This is a genomic window from Barnesiella sp. B2-R-119, from assembly GCF_023656675.1.
GTDB lineage: Bacteria > Bacteroidota > Bacteroidia > Bacteroidales > Barnesiellaceae > Barnesiella > Barnesiella intestinihominis.
This window is the reverse complement of sequence record NZ_JAMOKL010000002.1, coordinates 423,983-440,831: the sequence shown is the minus strand read 5'-3', so window position 1 is coordinate 440,831 and position 16,849 is coordinate 423,983. Positions and strand designations below refer to the sequence as shown.

At 37.7% G+C, this 16,849-nt stretch carries 15 protein-coding genes; 3 read left to right on the top strand and 12 right to left on the bottom strand.

Annotated features, from left to right (window positions below):
- Positions 1-60: 60 nt before the first annotated feature.
- Genes floA through NBH06_RS05030 form a run of 4 tightly spaced genes read right to left on the bottom strand, consistent with a single transcriptional unit; the run spans position 61 to position 3,545 of the window.
- Positions 61-1,035: a flotillin-like protein FloA gene (gene floA / locus NBH06_RS05045; RefSeq protein WP_008861713.1), complete on the bottom strand. Its 975-nt coding sequence runs from the start codon at positions 1,033-1,035 to the stop codon at positions 61-63.
- 4 nt (positions 1,036-1,039) lie between these two features.
- On the bottom strand, positions 1,040-1,555 hold the full coding sequence (locus NBH06_RS05040) for an NfeD family protein (protein ID WP_250793106.1): 516 nt from the start codon (positions 1,553-1,555) through the stop codon (positions 1,040-1,042).
- Between the two features lie 18 nt (positions 1,556-1,573).
- Complete coding sequence (locus NBH06_RS05035; RefSeq protein WP_250793104.1) at positions 1,574-3,028, bottom strand: tetratricopeptide repeat protein; 1,455 nt, start codon at positions 3,026-3,028, stop codon at positions 1,574-1,576.
- Between the two features lie 28 nt (positions 3,029-3,056).
- The gene (locus tag NBH06_RS05030; protein ID WP_021892632.1) at positions 3,057-3,545 is read right to left on the bottom strand and encodes a YcxB family protein; all 489 of its coding nucleotides are present in this window, start codon (positions 3,543-3,545) and stop codon (positions 3,057-3,059) included.
- Positions 3,546-3,773: 228 nt separating this feature from the next.
- Here NBH06_RS05030 and NBH06_RS05025 point away from each other — a divergent pair, with 228 nt between their 5' ends.
- A complete protein-coding gene (locus tag NBH06_RS05025) occupies positions 3,774-4,142 on the top strand; it encodes a DMT family protein (protein ID WP_008861717.1) in 369 nt (122 codons plus the stop codon).
- Positions 4,143-4,442: 300 nt separating this feature from the next.
- Here NBH06_RS05025 and NBH06_RS05020 read toward each other — a convergent pair whose 3' ends face one another.
- Positions 4,443-7,436, bottom strand: coding sequence for an AsmA-like C-terminal region-containing protein (locus NBH06_RS05020; RefSeq protein ID WP_250793101.1), 2,994 nt, complete (start codon positions 7,434-7,436; stop codon positions 4,443-4,445).
- A 243-nt stretch (positions 7,437-7,679) separates the two neighbouring features.
- Between NBH06_RS05020 and NBH06_RS05015 the strand changes: the two genes are divergently transcribed.
- Positions 7,680-8,717 (top strand): alcohol dehydrogenase, encoded by a 1,038-nt coding sequence (locus NBH06_RS05015; RefSeq protein ID WP_250793100.1) that lies wholly within the window; start codon positions 7,680-7,682, stop codon positions 8,715-8,717.
- 194 nt (positions 8,718-8,911) lie between these two features.
- Here NBH06_RS05015 and NBH06_RS05010 read toward each other — a convergent pair whose 3' ends face one another.
- Both NBH06_RS05010 and NBH06_RS05005 read right to left on the bottom strand, forming a co-directional pair.
- Entirely contained in the window at positions 8,912-9,448 is a 537-nt protein-coding gene (locus NBH06_RS05010) for an AbiH family protein (RefSeq protein ID WP_250793099.1), read from the bottom strand.
- A 368-nt stretch (positions 9,449-9,816) separates the two neighbouring features.
- On the bottom strand, positions 9,817-10,500 hold the full coding sequence (locus NBH06_RS05005) for a beta propeller repeat protein (RefSeq protein ID WP_250793098.1): 684 nt from the start codon (positions 10,498-10,500) through the stop codon (positions 9,817-9,819).
- 472 nt (positions 10,501-10,972) lie between these two features.
- On the opposite strand from NBH06_RS05005, the gene NBH06_RS05000 reads away from it, so the two are divergent.
- Complete coding sequence (locus NBH06_RS05000; protein ID WP_250793097.1) at positions 10,973-11,125, top strand: hypothetical protein; 153 nt, start codon at positions 10,973-10,975, stop codon at positions 11,123-11,125.
- 186 nt (positions 11,126-11,311) lie between these two features.
- On the opposite strand, the gene NBH06_RS04995 is transcribed toward NBH06_RS05000, so the two are convergent.
- From NBH06_RS04995 to NBH06_RS04980, 5 genes are all read right to left on the bottom strand, one after another.
- Complete coding sequence (locus NBH06_RS04995; RefSeq protein ID WP_117702400.1) at positions 11,312-12,649, bottom strand: 5-methylcytosine restriction system specificity protein McrC; 1,338 nt, start codon at positions 12,647-12,649, stop codon at positions 11,312-11,314.
- Between the two features lie 2 nt (positions 12,650-12,651).
- Positions 12,652-14,283: an McrB family protein gene (locus NBH06_RS04990; protein ID WP_117702399.1), complete on the bottom strand. Its 1,632-nt coding sequence runs from the start codon at positions 14,281-14,283 to the stop codon at positions 12,652-12,654.
- Positions 14,284-14,514: 231 nt separating this feature from the next.
- Positions 14,515-14,667: a hypothetical protein gene (locus NBH06_RS13690; protein WP_488199269.1), complete on the bottom strand. Its 153-nt coding sequence runs from the start codon at positions 14,665-14,667 to the stop codon at positions 14,515-14,517.
- Positions 14,668-14,959: 292 nt separating this feature from the next.
- Entirely contained in the window at positions 14,960-15,352 is a 393-nt protein-coding gene (locus NBH06_RS04985; RefSeq protein ID WP_117702398.1) for a hypothetical protein, read from the bottom strand.
- Between the two features lie 7 nt (positions 15,353-15,359).
- Positions 15,360-16,493 carry an AAA family ATPase gene (locus NBH06_RS04980; RefSeq protein ID WP_117702397.1) on the bottom strand — a complete coding sequence of 378 codons (1,134 nt, stop codon included), beginning with the start codon at positions 16,491-16,493 and terminating at the stop codon, positions 15,360-15,362.
- Positions 16,494-16,849: the final 356 nt, after the last annotated feature.

The window sequence follows — 16,849 nt, the reverse complement described above, 5'->3', positions numbered from 1 at the left end:
GTTACTTGGAGTATACACATTTTTATAATGTCCGATTCATTCTCTAATTACTTGATTTCATTATTTCTCGGGTTTACTCGATGGCTTGGCTATCGATTCACGCATGGCAGTGTCTGCCTCGACATTTTTCATTTTATAATAATCCATGATTCCGAGATTTCCCGAACGGAAGGCTTCCGCCATAGCTCTGGGAACTTCGGCTTCGGCTTCGATTACTTTTGCTCTTGCCTCTTGTGCTTTGGCTTTCATTTCTTGTTCGAGAGCGATAGCCATGGCCCGACGTTCTTCTGCTTTTGCTTGTGCGATGTTTTTATCGGCTTGTGCCTGATCCATTTGCAAGGTGGCTCCAATGTTTTTACCGATGTCGATATCGGCTATATCAATGGAGAGGATTTCAAATGCAGTTCCTGAATCAAGCCCCTTTTTCAATACTAGTTTGGATATGGAATCCGGGTTTTCAAGAACTTGTTTATGGGACTCGGACGAGCCGATGGACGACACGATACCTTCTCCTACACGAGCCAATATGGTATCTTCACCTGCACCGCCGACTAGTTGACGAATATTTGCCCGTACTGTTACACGAGCTTTGGCTATTAACTGTATACCGTCTTTGGCCACGGCTGTAACCGGCGGTGTGTCGATAACTTTCGGGTTGACAGACATTTGCACGGCTTCGAATACATCGCGTCCGGCTAAGTCAATAGCGGTAGCCATTTGGAAGCCTAAATCTATATTAGCTTTCGAAGCGGATACGAGTGCGTGTACGACGCGTTCTACATGACCTCCGGCCAGATAGTGAGCTTCTAATTCATCACGCGTGATTGTTTTAAGTCCGGCTTTGTGGGCTTCAATCATAGCTCGAACAATGACTTGTGGCGGTACTTTTCTGATTCTCATCAAGAATAATTGGATAAGAGAGATTCTTACCCCCGATACTCGTGCCGAAATCCATAAAAGGAAAGGTACGAAGTAAAAGAATACAGCGAGTATGGCAATAATGCCAATTAGAAGAAATACGCTTAATCCTACCATAATTTTATTTTTGTTTAGAAGTGTTTATATTATTCCCTGTTTTTTCATTTTCTGTTTCTTTGCAAACAATGACTACAGTGGGTTCTATGCGGATTATTTTTACAGGTGTATCTTCGTCAATCAGTTCATTATCTGCGCGGGCTTCGATGGTGTGGACTCCCACGATGATTTTTCCCATAGGGTTTAGTCTACTTAGTGTTACTCCCATGTCGCCGACTTTAATATCAGGGGTTATCGGGGAGGGTACTACCGAGTTTATTTCGGTATGCAGAGACATTTTGTCCAAGCTTCGGGATCGCATAAATCCTATGATGACAGTAATAGTAGTGACGGCTGCAATGAATAATGTTATTACAGCCCCATTTGTCCCGAAGGCCGAATAGGCATAGTAAATTCCACCTCCATAAAATAAGACCGAACATATACCTGCGATGGTAATTCCGGGAAGAAAGAATATTTCCAGTACCGCCAGAACTAGCGCTAATATTATTAATAGTGTAACAGCTAATATATCAAACATATTTCTTAGATTTAGGTTCTATCTATATTCCTTTTGCAAATTATCGAGTTCTATCTTTCGAGCCTGATTTTCGTAATTTTCCGGTTGAGGATAGAGTGTGAGCAGTTGCGATTCCAAATTTTGAATTTCGGACGATAGTCTTTTTAAAGTTGTGCCTTTCGATTTAGTATATTGAGATCGCAGTTCCGAGAGCTTAGTTTCTATTTGAATGATATTCTTACGTAATTCTTTGGACTTTACATATAGATTGCGAGCTTCAAGACTGACGAATTGGTCAAGTTTAGTATAATGGATTCCGTTACAAATTGCAAAGATGAAATCGGGGCGAGTCTCTTTTTGGGGTTCCTTGATATTGTCCAATTGTTGCAATAAATCGGTATAATCTGCATTTTCCGGCCAAGACTCTCGAATAGATCGAATCAGAGCTAGCGATTTGATATCGGTTTTGATTTCATCGATGTTATATGTTTGTTTGCTCTCATTCGGGATAAATAGATAGATTGTCACTTTTCCGGGAATTTGTTCTCTATCCGATACAAACCAACCGATGTTTAACATCTCGTCTATTGCCATCATGTAATCGTTGTATATCGAATTGAAGGGCATACCTACGTTTTCGGGTTTCAAGTAGGTGTTATTTTCAAGATTTAAACGGGTGATAAATATGTCGTATCCTCCGATCGAACCTTCTCCATTTGAGGCAAAGTAGAGTGTAACTCCGTCGTTGAGAAAAAATGGATAGGCTTCATCTTGTTCTGTATTGACACCATTGGGTAACGGTATGATGTTACTCCATTTCCCTTCTATCAGTTTATTTTTTGTACATAATTCATATCCTTTACCTTCAAGGGGATATCCGAAAAATACATTGTCTCCGCGTTGGGGAATATAGCCGATCGTGTTTTCGGGAATATCTATGCCTAGTGTTTTATTCATTCCTATCCGTCCAGATTCGGGGGACATTTTGAAATACTTGAAAAACGAATCGGCATCAACTATCAAACTATCTATGATTTGTACCCGTTCGACATATTGCAACATTAATTTCGCTCTACGTGCACGAGCTATGGCTTTGCCGATAGAATCGGGTATTTGTTTTTTCGCTTTGGACAATGCAGCTGTATATTCTTCATAACTGCTTATGGCATCTTCAAAGCGGTATTGAGCCATATACATGTCTGCTAAATAGTGAGGCGATTCGAGAACTTTACGTTTAGCCCCTATTTTCAGATATTTTTCAGCTTCGTTATATTTTTTCTCGTGAAAAAGGCATACTCCATACCAATGGTTCAACGATCCATCATTGGGGCGGCGTTTCAGTTGTGCCTTGAATACAGGAGCGGCTTCTTTGTATTTACCGGCCTTGTACAACTCTCGTGCTTCGTCAAGCGTCAGTGCACTCGATGAGAAGATTGTCGAGAAGGCAATTAGGACTGCAAATGAATATTTTAGAATTTGTCTGAACATTTTCATGTTTGAAAAATTGTACTCAAATATACAATTATTTTTTATTCTGAATGTTGAGAGCGAGAAAATTTTTTAAGAAGTATTCTAAATCGTCATTCGATTTGAACGAATTGTATGGTAAAATGAAAAAAATATAGTTTGATAAGTGGAAGATAATGTCTGTCGAGGTATAACGTATACGGGTAATTCGTTCCCATGCTATGGATTCTGTTCGTCCATCGTCGAAAGTACAAGAAAGGCCGTTTTTGTTTATTTCGACTGTTTTTGAAAGTATGGACATACGGCAATCGGGGTGTAGAGCATAAGCGAACCACAGGTAAGAGATGATCATAGGAAATACCAAAAATAAAATGATAAGTCCTACATAAATAAATAGAGGGTTTTGAATGGATAGCCCCACGAGAAGGAGGAAAAAAGATAGAAGCCACCCCCAATTATTATGTAACCAGATTTTCAGCAGTCTGTTAAAATAGTATTGAGGAGATAACTGGTATGAAAAAGTTTCAATATGGGTTCTATTCATACAATGTTTTACTATATACTTTTACAAAGATAATATAATTGATGACAAAATCAAATTTTTGATTTTACCGAAGTATAGTCTATTTTTTATATTGTAGAGATAATATATCGGGGAAGAATAATTTTTGAAGGGGACTTTTTTATTGTACAGCTTTTAATAAATTTGACCTATGAAATTTATTCTATTTACTGCTATTTCGTGTAACTTTGCACTCCAAAATAAGACGCAATGCAAGGATTATATTCGATAGGATTACTTATTGTTTCTAATGTGTTTATGACACTGGCTTGGTATGGGCATTTGAAATTGCAAGAAATGAAGGTTATCAATAATTGGCCGCTTTATGGTGTGATATTGCTTAGTTGGGGTATAGCATTGTTCGAATATTGTTGCCAAGTACCAGCTAATCGATTGGGATTTAGAGAGAATGGAGGACCGTTTAGTCTTATGCAATTAAAGGTAATACAAGAAGTAATAACCTTAATCATATTCACTTTATTTTCGGTCGTAGTTTTTAAAGGAGAGTCGTTGCATTGGAACCATATTGCGGCGTTCGGCTGCCTTGTTCTTGCCGTTTATTTCGTATTTATGAAGTAAGCGATAATCGTATCTATTTAATGATTAGGTGTAATATAGGGTAGAGCTTTCCCGAAAGGCTGGTTTTGTCCCGACCGATTATTTTGGGACACATAAGTGTGGTAGAATCGAATGATTTTTTACAATTCTACTTGTGGAAAGTAGGAAGGAACGAGCCCTTTATAGTAAAGTACATCTTCTTCGCTTAAAAAGTAAAGGGAACTTCTTGCAGAGTTTCTCCATACATTAAGTATTTCTGTGTAATCTCGCGAAGAAGATAGGGCGATTTTATATGACATATGAGTTTATCGAACACGATACTTATTTGTTGGAGACTTGTGTTTGTGGCAATTGTCGTCGCATGACTTTCTTGAAATCCCGAACAATTTGTTCTCCCATATTTACAATAGTACTGTCGACTTTGTGTATTTCTACCGGTGTGACAGCGTTTTTGTATTTGGCTTTGCCCATACCGAACTTCATTTTATCTAAATTCCCCGAAATATTCAGTTCCAGTTTGAAGGGTATGGGCGATTTGAGTATGGATATGTGATAATTGAAATTCATATCCAAGTCTTGGTTTCCTCCTACGGCAGCCCGGTAGCGATCCATTTCTATTACAAACGGGTAGACGGTTACATTACCGTCTTCGACACTGATGTTGACAGAGATACTGTCGATCAAATTTCTCTCTTTGTTCTTGAAGAAAAATTTTTTCGATATTTCGGTAAAAGTTTCACCGTCGAGAAGGACAAGGCTATCGCCTTCAACATGGATAGCTGATCGTAATGAGGGTATTTTTATATTGAGGCATGAGTCTAAGCCCGACTCGGCCGATACATTGAAATCGACAGTTCCTTGAAATGACCGTAGCATGGGGACAATGGTATCTAACGAAGGAATAAAATCGACAAGTTTCCCTATATTGATATTATGAAGTTTGAAATCGAATCCGGCATATCCTTGCTCTGGTTGTCGGGCTTGATAGATCAGCGTCGTGCGCATAGTCGCATCCATTCCTTCCATACTGAGCTCTTTGAGGTGAATGGCTTGATTGCGTATATCTATTGCACCGTGTACGTTTTTGAAAACCATTTTCCCGTAACGAACCCGATTCAAATTGGTTTGTAATTCAAAATCGATATTTCGAGGAATAACGAATAGTTTTAGGGCAGTCGACGTAGTGTCGGATTCAGTTTCGATTTGAGCAGTGTCTTTTGGAAAAGAGATAGACCGAATTAACTGGTTACAATTTAGATTCTTAGAGGAAAGTGTTAATGTGGCCCGTAGTTTTTTATTGTGACGCATAGCGCCGTATAAATCGTGAATCGCACCGGTCGCTGTTAAATCGGATCTTCCTATTTTCATGGTCGCGTTATGTAAAGTAATAGTTCGATTACCGACAGAAATCGCAGTCTTTTGCATTCGAATAGGTAAAGCCGATTGTGGGGTACGTACAAAAAGTCGATTAAAACCTACTATGCCTTTTGGAATCCACAAAGAGTCTTTTAATTGTTGTGCCGTTATTGTAATCCCGGCTTTGTCCATGCCCAATTTAGTATCTCCGAGACGGCAGAACAAGGTGTCGGCTTCTAATGCGAATCCTATTTCGGGTCGGGTAGGATTGTTTTCTGTCGGTTGTAATTTTATAGTTGCAACGGTTTTCCCACAAAATAAATTTGATGTATCCGGTAGGGAGGCTTTTAGTTTGTTTGCATTTAGTTTACACTCTACAAAAGCGATTCGTGTAGTATCTTGTGGGTTGGTCGTTTTTATTAAAGCCGATAGATTGTTTATCGATGAGTTTAATCGCGTTGAGTGAAAAGCCATATTTCCTATTTCGATATGAGCTCCTAATACATCGTTTCCCACGAAAGACAGTGAAGCATCGCTCGTGAATTCGAATTTCTTATTTTTGTCTCGTAAAGCCAATTTGCTCATATTTATTTTTCCTTTGGCCCGAATTCGTCCTATGTCTTTCTTTTTGATAGATGACAAACGGCAACGCACGTTCATGTCGGCATCTAATTTCCCTTCGATACTCACTCCATCTTGTAAAGGGAACGTTTGTGCCAATGCCGTTAGGTCTATCGTAGATTGGGTATGAAACGAGATATCGGGATCGCCTAATAGATCATTTACTTTGGCGTCGGCCAAGATATCGGTATGAGCTCCTTTGAAGTGAAATATTTTAAGATCGAGATAAGATGGCGATTGCCGCATTAAGTCTATCTGTCCGAAAAAGTTGGCTTTAAGTTCATCTATTCCATAGGGCAATTGGGCATATTGGGCGGATGCATCGTTTATTTCTATTTTTAATGTAGCTAATGGCATTTTCCCTTTTCCATATAGACCTTTTAGATTGCCATTAACTGTAACGTCGCCTTTGGCCGAAACTTTTTCTTTTTTGAGAATACTTTCGGGAATCATGTGCAGGACTGTTTCCAACGAAGGTGCATGTAGCCCGTATTGTAGATCGATATCTAACGCTTGTGCGGTCGTGTCTTTGCAGATAGAGCCGTGTATGTCTAATTTTATGCCGTTAATCTCCATCATAGCATCGTGCAAGGAAAGAGCCCGTTTCGAACGATTTAGCTCGATGTCGGTTTGTAGGTGGGTGGCGATACGATGAGCTAGTAATTCCCCATTTTGCCAGAACAGAATGTTTTTGTTGTTGAAATCCAATGCTAACGTAGACTGTTCTTTCTTTAAATTTGCTTTTAATTTAAGATTTGCATCCCATAGATTGGCGAATACATTCGTTTCCCGATCGTCGAAAGTGACCGTGGTATGACGTAGCGAAACGTGCTTGATGTCTATTTCGTTAATAATTGGCGAAGTAGCGGTTGTTGTATCGGGTGTATTTGTCGTGTCGGCGATCAATATATTCCAGTTGGCGATTCCATCTTTTCCTTTAAAGGCGTATATGTTTGTGCTATCCAATGATAATCGGTTGATACTGATCTTTTTTTGCTGCAAATAGTCGACGAGATTGATTACGGCAACGGCTTTTCGAAAAGTGGCTAATGTGTCGGTACGTTGCCATAAAGAATCACGGATAGCCTTTGATACTAATGTGCCATTTTCCAATTTTATTCCAAAACGGGGAAAAGTTGAAAAAAAGGTCAGCTCTACGCTATTCATATCGAGCTTGGCATTTATGTTTTGATTGGCTACGTTTAATACGATGGGGGTCAATTTTTCAGGCGTAAATATAAAATTTATGGAGAAAGCTATTACTGCCGAGAGAAAGACTATTAACGCTCCCAGTGTAATACCCGTAATCTTAAACAATTTTTTTGTTCGGTTTTTCATATTAACACTCTTTTAGTCATACAAAAATAACAAGAAAGTTGTGAAAGCAGTTTGTATTTGTATGAAGTAAATATTTTTTAATTGATGTCATACTCTTTTTACATAGCTGATAGTCGTCATAGAATACACCGGTAGATTGCTATTTGATTCGTAGTGAATCTGTTTAACAAAGAATATTTGCTTCTGAAATCCGTTTCTTCTATCTTTGTGAGAGAAGTTTTGAAAAATGATAAGGATAATATTATGTTGGCATATACATACGTTGAACCCGGTAAGTTTGAATTGCAAGAAAAGCCGAAACCCGGATTGAAAGATTCTCGCGATGCGATTGTGAGGGTGACTCTTGGAAGTATTTGTACCAGCGATCTCCATATCAAACATGGTAGCGTGCCGCGTGCCGTACCGGGAGTAACGGTCGGGCACGAGATGGTGGGTGTCGTAGAAGATGTGGGAGAAGATGTTATAGGTATTAAGCCGGGAGATAGGGTTACTGTAAATGTCGAAACTTTTTGTGGCGAATGTTTCTTCTGTCGTCGTGGGTATGTCAATAATTGTATGGATCCCAATGGCGGTTGGGCTTTGGGGTGTCGTATCGATGGCGGTCAAGCCGAATATGTTCGAGTGCCCTATGCCGATCAAGGTTTGAATCGTATTCCAGATACGGTAAGCGACGAACAAGCTTTGTTTGTAGGCGATATTTTGGCAACCGGTTTTTGGTCCGTACGTATTTCGGAAATTACATCGGAGGATACGATTCTGATTATTGGAGCCGGTCCTACCGGCATTTGTACCTTATTGTGCGCTTTGTTAAAGAATCCCCGGCGTATTATTGTTTGTGAGCAGTCCCCGGAAAGAATACAGTTTTTGCAAGAACATTATCCCGACATATTGGTAACTACTCCTGAACATTGCGAGGAGTTTGTTCGTAAAAATAGCGATCATGGCGGTGCTGATGTGGTTTTGGAAGTGGCGGGAAGCGAGGATACTTTCCGTTTGGCTTGGAAATGTGCTCGTCCCAATGCTATTGTAACGATCGTGGCACTTTACGATAAACCTCAAATTTTGCCCTTACCCGATATGTATGGAAAAAATCTTATCTTTAAAACCGGAGGGGTGGACGGTTGTGATTGTGCAGAGATACTTCGCTTGATAGAATCGGGTAGGATAGATACCACGTCACTCATTACTCACCGTTTTTCATTGAATGAAATTGAGAAAGCTTACCGTATCTTTGAAAATAGAGAGGACGGAGTTATCAAGGTTGCGATAAGAAGTGTTTGAAAATAAGATGAGTCTTTGTATAAGTTTGTAAAAAGATATTGTATTCTAAAATTATAGATTTGAATTATAAATACTTTATTCCTGACCGTGTTACGGGATTTTGCGTTCCTGTACCAACCGACAGGGAATCGATTTTATCTTTTGCCGAAATTAGTACCATTTTATTTATCATGCTTGTTATGGATTGCTATTTGTTAATCTAACAACTTTTCGCAATAAGTTTTATTTACAACTCTATCTCTCATCAATTTCATATCTGTAAAATTTCGACTAATGTTTTGAATAATTTCAAGATAATTGTCAGAACCATCTTCTTTTATGTAGTAGAATGGCTTTATAGATATACAGTTCTTATGTTCAAATAATGTATTTAAGAGGGTCCTATCCGAATTACCACAAGAGTGGCCCATAATATAGACTTGATAAGGAGTTGAATTGATAAAAGTTAACATTTTACGATAATTATCGGTTTCGAGATATTTTGTGGATTTGATATTGCGTAAATGCTCATTGTTGTAAAGCTTTACAAGTTCACTAAGTTCATCACCGTTGCCAAAGATAATGTCGTCAGGCTTCTCTAAATCACCATGAATATGATTGATGGGAAACCAATACTCTTTTGTTTTGCCTTGAGGAATATATAAATCGGCAGTATGGGTATAATTAAAATTTAGTAGCAATAATCTATTGGGATATAGTAATGAGTCAGGAATGATATTTTTGTCGATCACACTTTCGATACCAAAGAACTTAATTTGTGTTCCATATTCTTTAGCAAAGTTTTCAAGAACTTGACTGTTTTTTCATGTCCATTTCTATCTTCCAATTGGTGATATATAGTTGCATACGATAGACCTTGTACCCCTGCATATTGTTCTGCTGCAAATTTTAATAAATATTCTCGGGCGCTGATTGCAATTTCATTCGTTTTTATTGGAGCAAAAATCTTATTTCTTAAACTTTGGTTGATTATCGCTCTATTAATTTTGGTACTAACGTACATATCGACACTGGAAAATCTTAGAAGGGGGCTGGTTCGGGGATTTCCCGACTCCAGCCCCTTTTCTATTTTTATCAACATAGGATATGGGTACAACATTTATAACGTATAAATACACTTCAATGTCCCCATGATGATATAATTTCCATTTCCATATTTGATTTTTGACGGGAGGAAGTTTGAGGGTAACGCACGGTGTTCCGTCCAATTCTCCCCGTCTGTAGAAGTCCAAATACGACCTCCACCACCTCCTGCTACAAATTGTTTCCCGTCAAATGTGATACACTGACAGGATATTTCTGTAAAAAGCCTTTTCCAGTTCAAACCGTCCGTTGATGTGAATACGTCTCTGTCATTTGCACAACTTGAGACCAACACGAATCGACCATTACCAAATGCTACATCGTAATAATCCACACGGGCATTGTCATAAGAAGGTTCAACCTGTTCTTTGTGCGTAAAATCCCTGTTCCATACATATATACAATAACAGTCACAAATTATCCATAAATTATTTCCAAATACCATACGCCCATTTCCAGAGTCCGTAACGGGTTCAGACCAATTTGCTCCGTCTTTTGAATATGAGATGTAATGCCCCGTTTGATTTTCTCCTGAGATTAAAAACATTTCATTGGCATATTCAATGTTCAGCCAGTCAATTCTGTCATTCTTGTGAGTCTGTACAGGCTCGCTCCATGTCTCCCCGTCCAATGAGCTGGTAAAATATCCACCATTACCGACTGCTATATATTGGGATTTCCCGATGCAGTATGTGTACATCTTTGATTATCAATAGTATAGCGCTCTAAAAGGTACAACCAACAGGTTGGCAAGTATCTGAGAATGTGTAAGTTAGTGATTTTTAGCACCATTCTCGGCTTGTACCTCCATTTTGGAAAGTAAAAGTAAGTGTAATTTCTTGAATATCAAAATGTGCGGTACAAAAACTTGTAAAAAATGGCGTTTTTTGATGAGAAAAGGTACAAAAATGGCTCTGAAACTGACGTGGTAATTAGATCCATAATTTTATTCAGTTTTGGGAATTTCTTTACTTCTGGAACGATAATTCTTCAATCTTACATTACTATTCAATATACGATCAATAATTTATAAAGAGATTGTATCTATACAAACATATTTAAGACTTTTTGCATGCTTACATTATGTAAGCGAAAAAGAATAAAAATGTGTGGTGGTATGATCGAGAACCCATTGCATTCCGCCCACCAATAATACAAAGATTCTGAATTCTATGCAGACTAAACTGACACATACTTTGGCCGATATGAAAGAAATTACAGTCATCAGATTACAGCCATTCAAAATTACTCCATCAACTCATACAGAAAAATACGTTGAACGAAGCGGGAAGAATGGTAGCAGGAGAGTATCTGTAACCCAGTAACAATAATATGTTATGCTCTACAATAAGTAGTTTTTACAATCATTGTGGAGCTTCTATAACACCCATCTTAGAGCATCCTATTCCTTATTCAATATAATCTATAGTTTGTTTTCTAAAATTCTAAATATTTATTTCTGAACTCAATGACACTTACGAGTTTTACGTTTAATTCTTCTCTCGAAGCAATCATACAACAGTTGGTAATGGAATTCTCAGTTTTCTGAAATTTCTAAAATACTTCATAGGACTTGCTTGATTCCACAGAGATGTATTTGTTGTCAGAAACTCGTTCATAGAATCCATCTCTTGCAGTTCTTGAAGTATATTATCATCGTTCCTTATCAGATCGGTAAAGGCATTTTGCGGATAGATAATCAGGCATCTGACCTCCTTATTCGATACAATAAAGTCTGAACCAAAATTTTTCAAAATAGAAAGATCTCTGCTATAACCACTGATTTCTCTAATATCTGGTACTATCCCGGTATAAGACATTTCATACTTGGGTTTATATTTCGCATCAATAATCAACCGTTCTCCGATATGGATAAAGTCAACAGCTGTCTTTCGATAACCAGGTACTTGAAAACGGATATTATCTTGGTATGCGTGATACAACTTACTATATACGTACAATTCAAACAACCTTGACATGTCTATCCAAAAACATGGAGTAAAATGATTCTTCTTACTGATATTAGACAAAGAGTAGTCGTATCTGTGAAGTATATCTTTCGCCACTTTGATTGCTTGTTCATAGTACCTAAATAGCTTGCTTCCTCCACAATATTTAACGGCAGAAACTTCTATATTGTCGGATACATTAACGAAGGCAGTCATTATTTTATTGATGCGAGCTTGCAATTCACCCGTACGTTTGTTTGAGGGCAACAGTTTCAAGAGCATAGCTTGGGCAAACAATAGTGCACGTTTTAATAACCGATTGGCCGGAATATCTGTGGTGTAAACCTGATACGTGCATACATTTCGATTTTTTCTTTGATATATAATATTCTTCTTTATTTGCTGCGAAATGACAAGGCTACCTTTGACTTTGTTCTTCAGATTCTTTGTTATTATCACATAATCCCTTTTGAGTCCATATCTGACTAGTTGCTCCATTAAAGTCACGTAATGTACCAGAAGCAATGGTGTAAGTTGGCTGAGATTCTCTGTAGTCTCAATAGGCGACTTGTCAAAGTCAATGCCATAACATTTTGAAAAATATCCCTCTCCATGTTTTGAATCCACTGAAAGCGCAACCATGAACATCTCCAAATAGTCTATATTGGGAATCTTAGGAAGAACTATCACAGGAAGTTCCCGTTCAACCAGCCACGTGGCACCAATGTAATAGCTTGCCGTAAGAGTAGAATCGATAGCAAGGCATTGAGGTGTCCCCATATAATCAGCAGGGATTCCCGGTAATTCCACATTGTGTGCCGTAAGAAAAGAATATATATCAAAATCCTCCGAAGGAACATAGGTTTGGTGCTCGGTGATAACTATTGGGGTCCTCAACATAATTAATAATCTGTATTATATTTCTCTATAAATTTCTGCATATACAGACTTTTTTCTTCTTTGCCATCTGATTTTTTGCGAATGTCTTCAAGCGGACTTTTGCAGCAAATACCATCCTTATAATATTCGTTCAGTAGAGGTAGTATCTCAAATTTCCACCGCTGTTCCAGACTTTCTTCTTCCTTGTACATAAAGTAGCTATGACCTACCATCAAATCTTCATAATCCATATCCACAGCACTTTGTTTAATATAGTTCTGAACGGCAAGATATAGTTTCTTCGCTTCGTCCTTTTGGGCATCATCAGAATAGCTATTTTCCGCAACTTCCCACAAAGATTCAAGCGTGCAGAAAGCAAAACGCCTGCGAATGGCATAGTCAATGTTTCCGACGCTTCGGTCTGTAGTATTCATTGTTCCAATAATATACAAATTATCAGGAACTGAGAAATCCATTTTAGAATAAGATAGCTTAGCAGAAATGCAATTTGTCTTTCCTTCTCTTTTGTCTGATTCGATCAAAGTGATGAGTTCTCCAAATATCTTTGATATATTTCCTCGATTAATTTCATCAATAATAAGTACATAATTCTTATCCTTACATAGCACTGGAGATTTCAGCCCAAAATCAGCATATAGTTTGTTTACAACCCCCTTATTATACCCTACCCAATATTTGGGACCATGCCCAAAATATTCAAGGCGAATATTTTCTTTTGTAAGGACTCCGTTCATTTTTTTCTCTTTGCCAGTATAAAGTGTAAGATTTTGCTTTGAATTTACTGCTACATGAAAAATAGCACCACCAGAACTTTTTATAGGGTAAAAATCAGTATTCTGAATTTCAGCCAATAACTTATCGTAACATTCATCAAAATTTGAGTCGCCTTTGATACTTGCATCTTGGCAAATTTTCTTAAATATGCCATCCTCAATATCGTATGTGACTTGCCCATTCTCCAATTGCGGCTTTAAGCCTTCAATAAAATCATCATAATCCATTGTTTGATGAAAAGTAGAGAATGCTATCTGCCCCTTTTGATTCAAGTCATTATATATTTTTATCATATCTTCACGACTTAATGACAAAGTGTTTACTCCACAAATATTAAGTGCGATTTCGATAGTACTATACGTCTTGCCCGTTCCTGGAGCTCCTTGAAGAATAATGTTCTTCTTTGTCTTCAAAACATCTATGATGGCATATAAATTCTCCTTCGATATCATAGCGTCAACTTTTAATTTAATATATTTACAGATTTCATAGTCAGCTTCATTATCTTTTTTTAATTCATAAATAGCTGGTATCCTAGCCGAACTGCCAAATGCATTGTTGTTTCCAAACTCAATTTTCTCCTTTCCTAAATCCACAAATCCGGTTAACTTTCTAGTATAAGGCCAGTCATGTGAGTTTTCAGAAGAAACCATTCCTGCAAAAAAGATCTGCTTATTTTTGTTCGCTCCACGGGCACAAATAACATAGTCTCCAATTTGCATTTCATCAAACATCTTACCTTTGTGCTCTTGAGGCGACCATCCCATCATTATAGTATGTGTCTGAAACATTTGTTCCAGATAATCTTGTATATTTCCATCGTTTTCGACATTCGGACTGATTACATAATATCTGCTCATTGCATAATATGTTTATTGTTTGAAAGGTGTAACTTATATGTTATCAAGTATCATATAACATATAAGTTGGTGATTTTAGCACCATTTTCGACTTGTATCTCCATTTTGGAAAGTAAAAGTAAGTGTAATTTGCAGAATATCAAAATGTACGGTACAAATACTTACGAAAAATGTCGATTATAGGTGATAAAAGCTATAAAAATAGCTCTGAAATAAATTTGGAAGTTTCTGTTATCCCATAAAGTACTCTGTCTTCAACCAATTAGCATAAATCGAGTCCTGGAATGAGATTGCATCAGCCTTATTATCCAATATATCATTCTTGATAAGGGTAGCCTTTGAACGGGATATTGAGGTCACTGAAAAGATTTGATAGCGATGCATCACTTCAGTCGAAGTGATGGCCTTTTCTCCGGTTATAAGAGCCTTGAGGTAGTTCAAGTTGCTGTGTGTTCAGTGTTTCGGTGATGGTTAAAAACAACAGACTTATGTGACAGCAGTCGCTATTTTTAAGATTGCCAAAGTAGTAATATTCTGAACAGAAAAGGAAGTATTATTTCTTTTTCTGTTCAAATTATTGCTATATTTTGCACTATGAATAGACAATTAAGTGAAATAGAAATCAATCATAGAATTGTTATATTCGGAACTTAAGTCTGCTGATAAGAAAGTAATATTAAAATACAGATTTAATATATTTTATCAATTCCATATTGTTGCAATTGGGAATTTCTAAACTTTTACCTCCTTTAAATCCATGTTGCAATAAATCGGATTCTGTCAATCGAGAACGATTTGATTCTGCAAGCAATTCCAGTTTATAAGTTTTATCATCAGGAGCCTTTTCTATCCAAAATTCTTTATCCTCACGTTTGCAGTTCTCTGCTGTTACAATCATTTTGAAACGGACATAACGTTCATCGGACATAAACAGATATACGATATCGCCTATGGCGAAACGAGCTCTCCCCATTCTCCAAGAAATAAACCCTAAGGTATTTATTGCATCAGCATGCCTACATCTTTTCTTATTGGCGAAGGCAATCCAAGTACGGTTACATTTATTCATAGTTTTATTATTTTGCGAAATATTCAGTCTTCAACCAATAGGCATAAATCGGGTCTTGGAACGAGATTTCACCGGCTTTATTATCCAATATATCATTCTTGATAAGGGTAGCCTTTGAGCGGGATATTGAGGTCGTTGAAGAGATTTGATAGCGATGCATTACTTCGGTCGAACTGATGGCCTTTTCTCCGGCTATAAGAGCTTTGAGGTAGTTCAGTTGCTGGGTGGTCAGTGTTTCGGTAATTGTTACAAACAACAGACTTAACTGTTCCACCAACGCTGTGTGTGCCTCACGTACGATTTCAACGGTACATACATCCTTTGTTCTGAGCCATGAAAGCTGTGCCAACTGCTGTGCGTAATATGGATGGTTATCTACGAGTTTTGCAATCAAATGGCTTGCTTCATCGTCAATGTTCTTACCGGTATCAGCGAAACGACTCTTGAAAAATTCCACAAGGCAAGGCGTCTCAATCTTATTGAGAAACATCAGGTTGCCGAACTTGTAGAATGGTTTGGAAGAGTCGGTAAACACTTCCATCATCATGTGGCGCTTGCTGCCATAGAGACAATAGGCCACACTCTGGTGCAGCTGCCAATGTGAACGCAACTTTTTCTGGAAATAGTCTGGGTCAGTAAATTCCGCGATATTTTGGAACTCATCTACGCAAATCACGATTTTCAGGCCTTTCTTCCTGGCAATCTTTTCGGCAAGATCGAGCACTTCATCGGGATTGCGCTTTACCTCCTCCCAATCAAAGTCGATTGAAACCTCATTGGTGGGGTCTGTACCGATTGAAATTTTGGGAACAAGATGCGAAAAGAAACTCTTCGCACTCTCGATTGCCTCCTCCCATTTTGTGGAAGTGGCGGCAATGACCTTCTGGGCGAGCAGCGAATAAAAATGCTCTTCGCTACGTACATTGAACAGGTCGATATGACAGATTCGGAGGTTGCTGTCCTGCGCCATCGCTAATTTTGCAGCCTTATTTACAAGCGAACTTTTACCCCAACGGCGAGGAGAGATAATAATCGTGTTGATTAGCGACGTAAAGTTCTGAACCAAGTCGGCTGTTTCTTTCTCACGGTCAGTAAAATTCTTCTCGGTAGCAATCTTTCCAAATATAAACGGAATTTCCATAACGCTCTATTTTTGATTTAGTGTACAAATATAATACATAAAATGTAACTACAAAAACTGTTGCTACAAAAAGTGTATATACGTTTATTGTAGTATTTTACTGATTTGTGTCTTCTTTGTATAAATATCAAGGTAAAAGTTGTACAATCATAATGAGTTTCGCTTTCCAGTAAGAAACAATATATTGTTTGTTATAGGTGAAATACGAACACTACGAATAATATAATAGTATTTAATGTCTTAACGTCCAATGATGTGGCCAAACTGATTACTGATTACGGAAAGAGTAAAATTGAAAATTTATTTCTGTAACATATCATAAAATAAAGTAAAACCAATAAATTTGTATATTATAT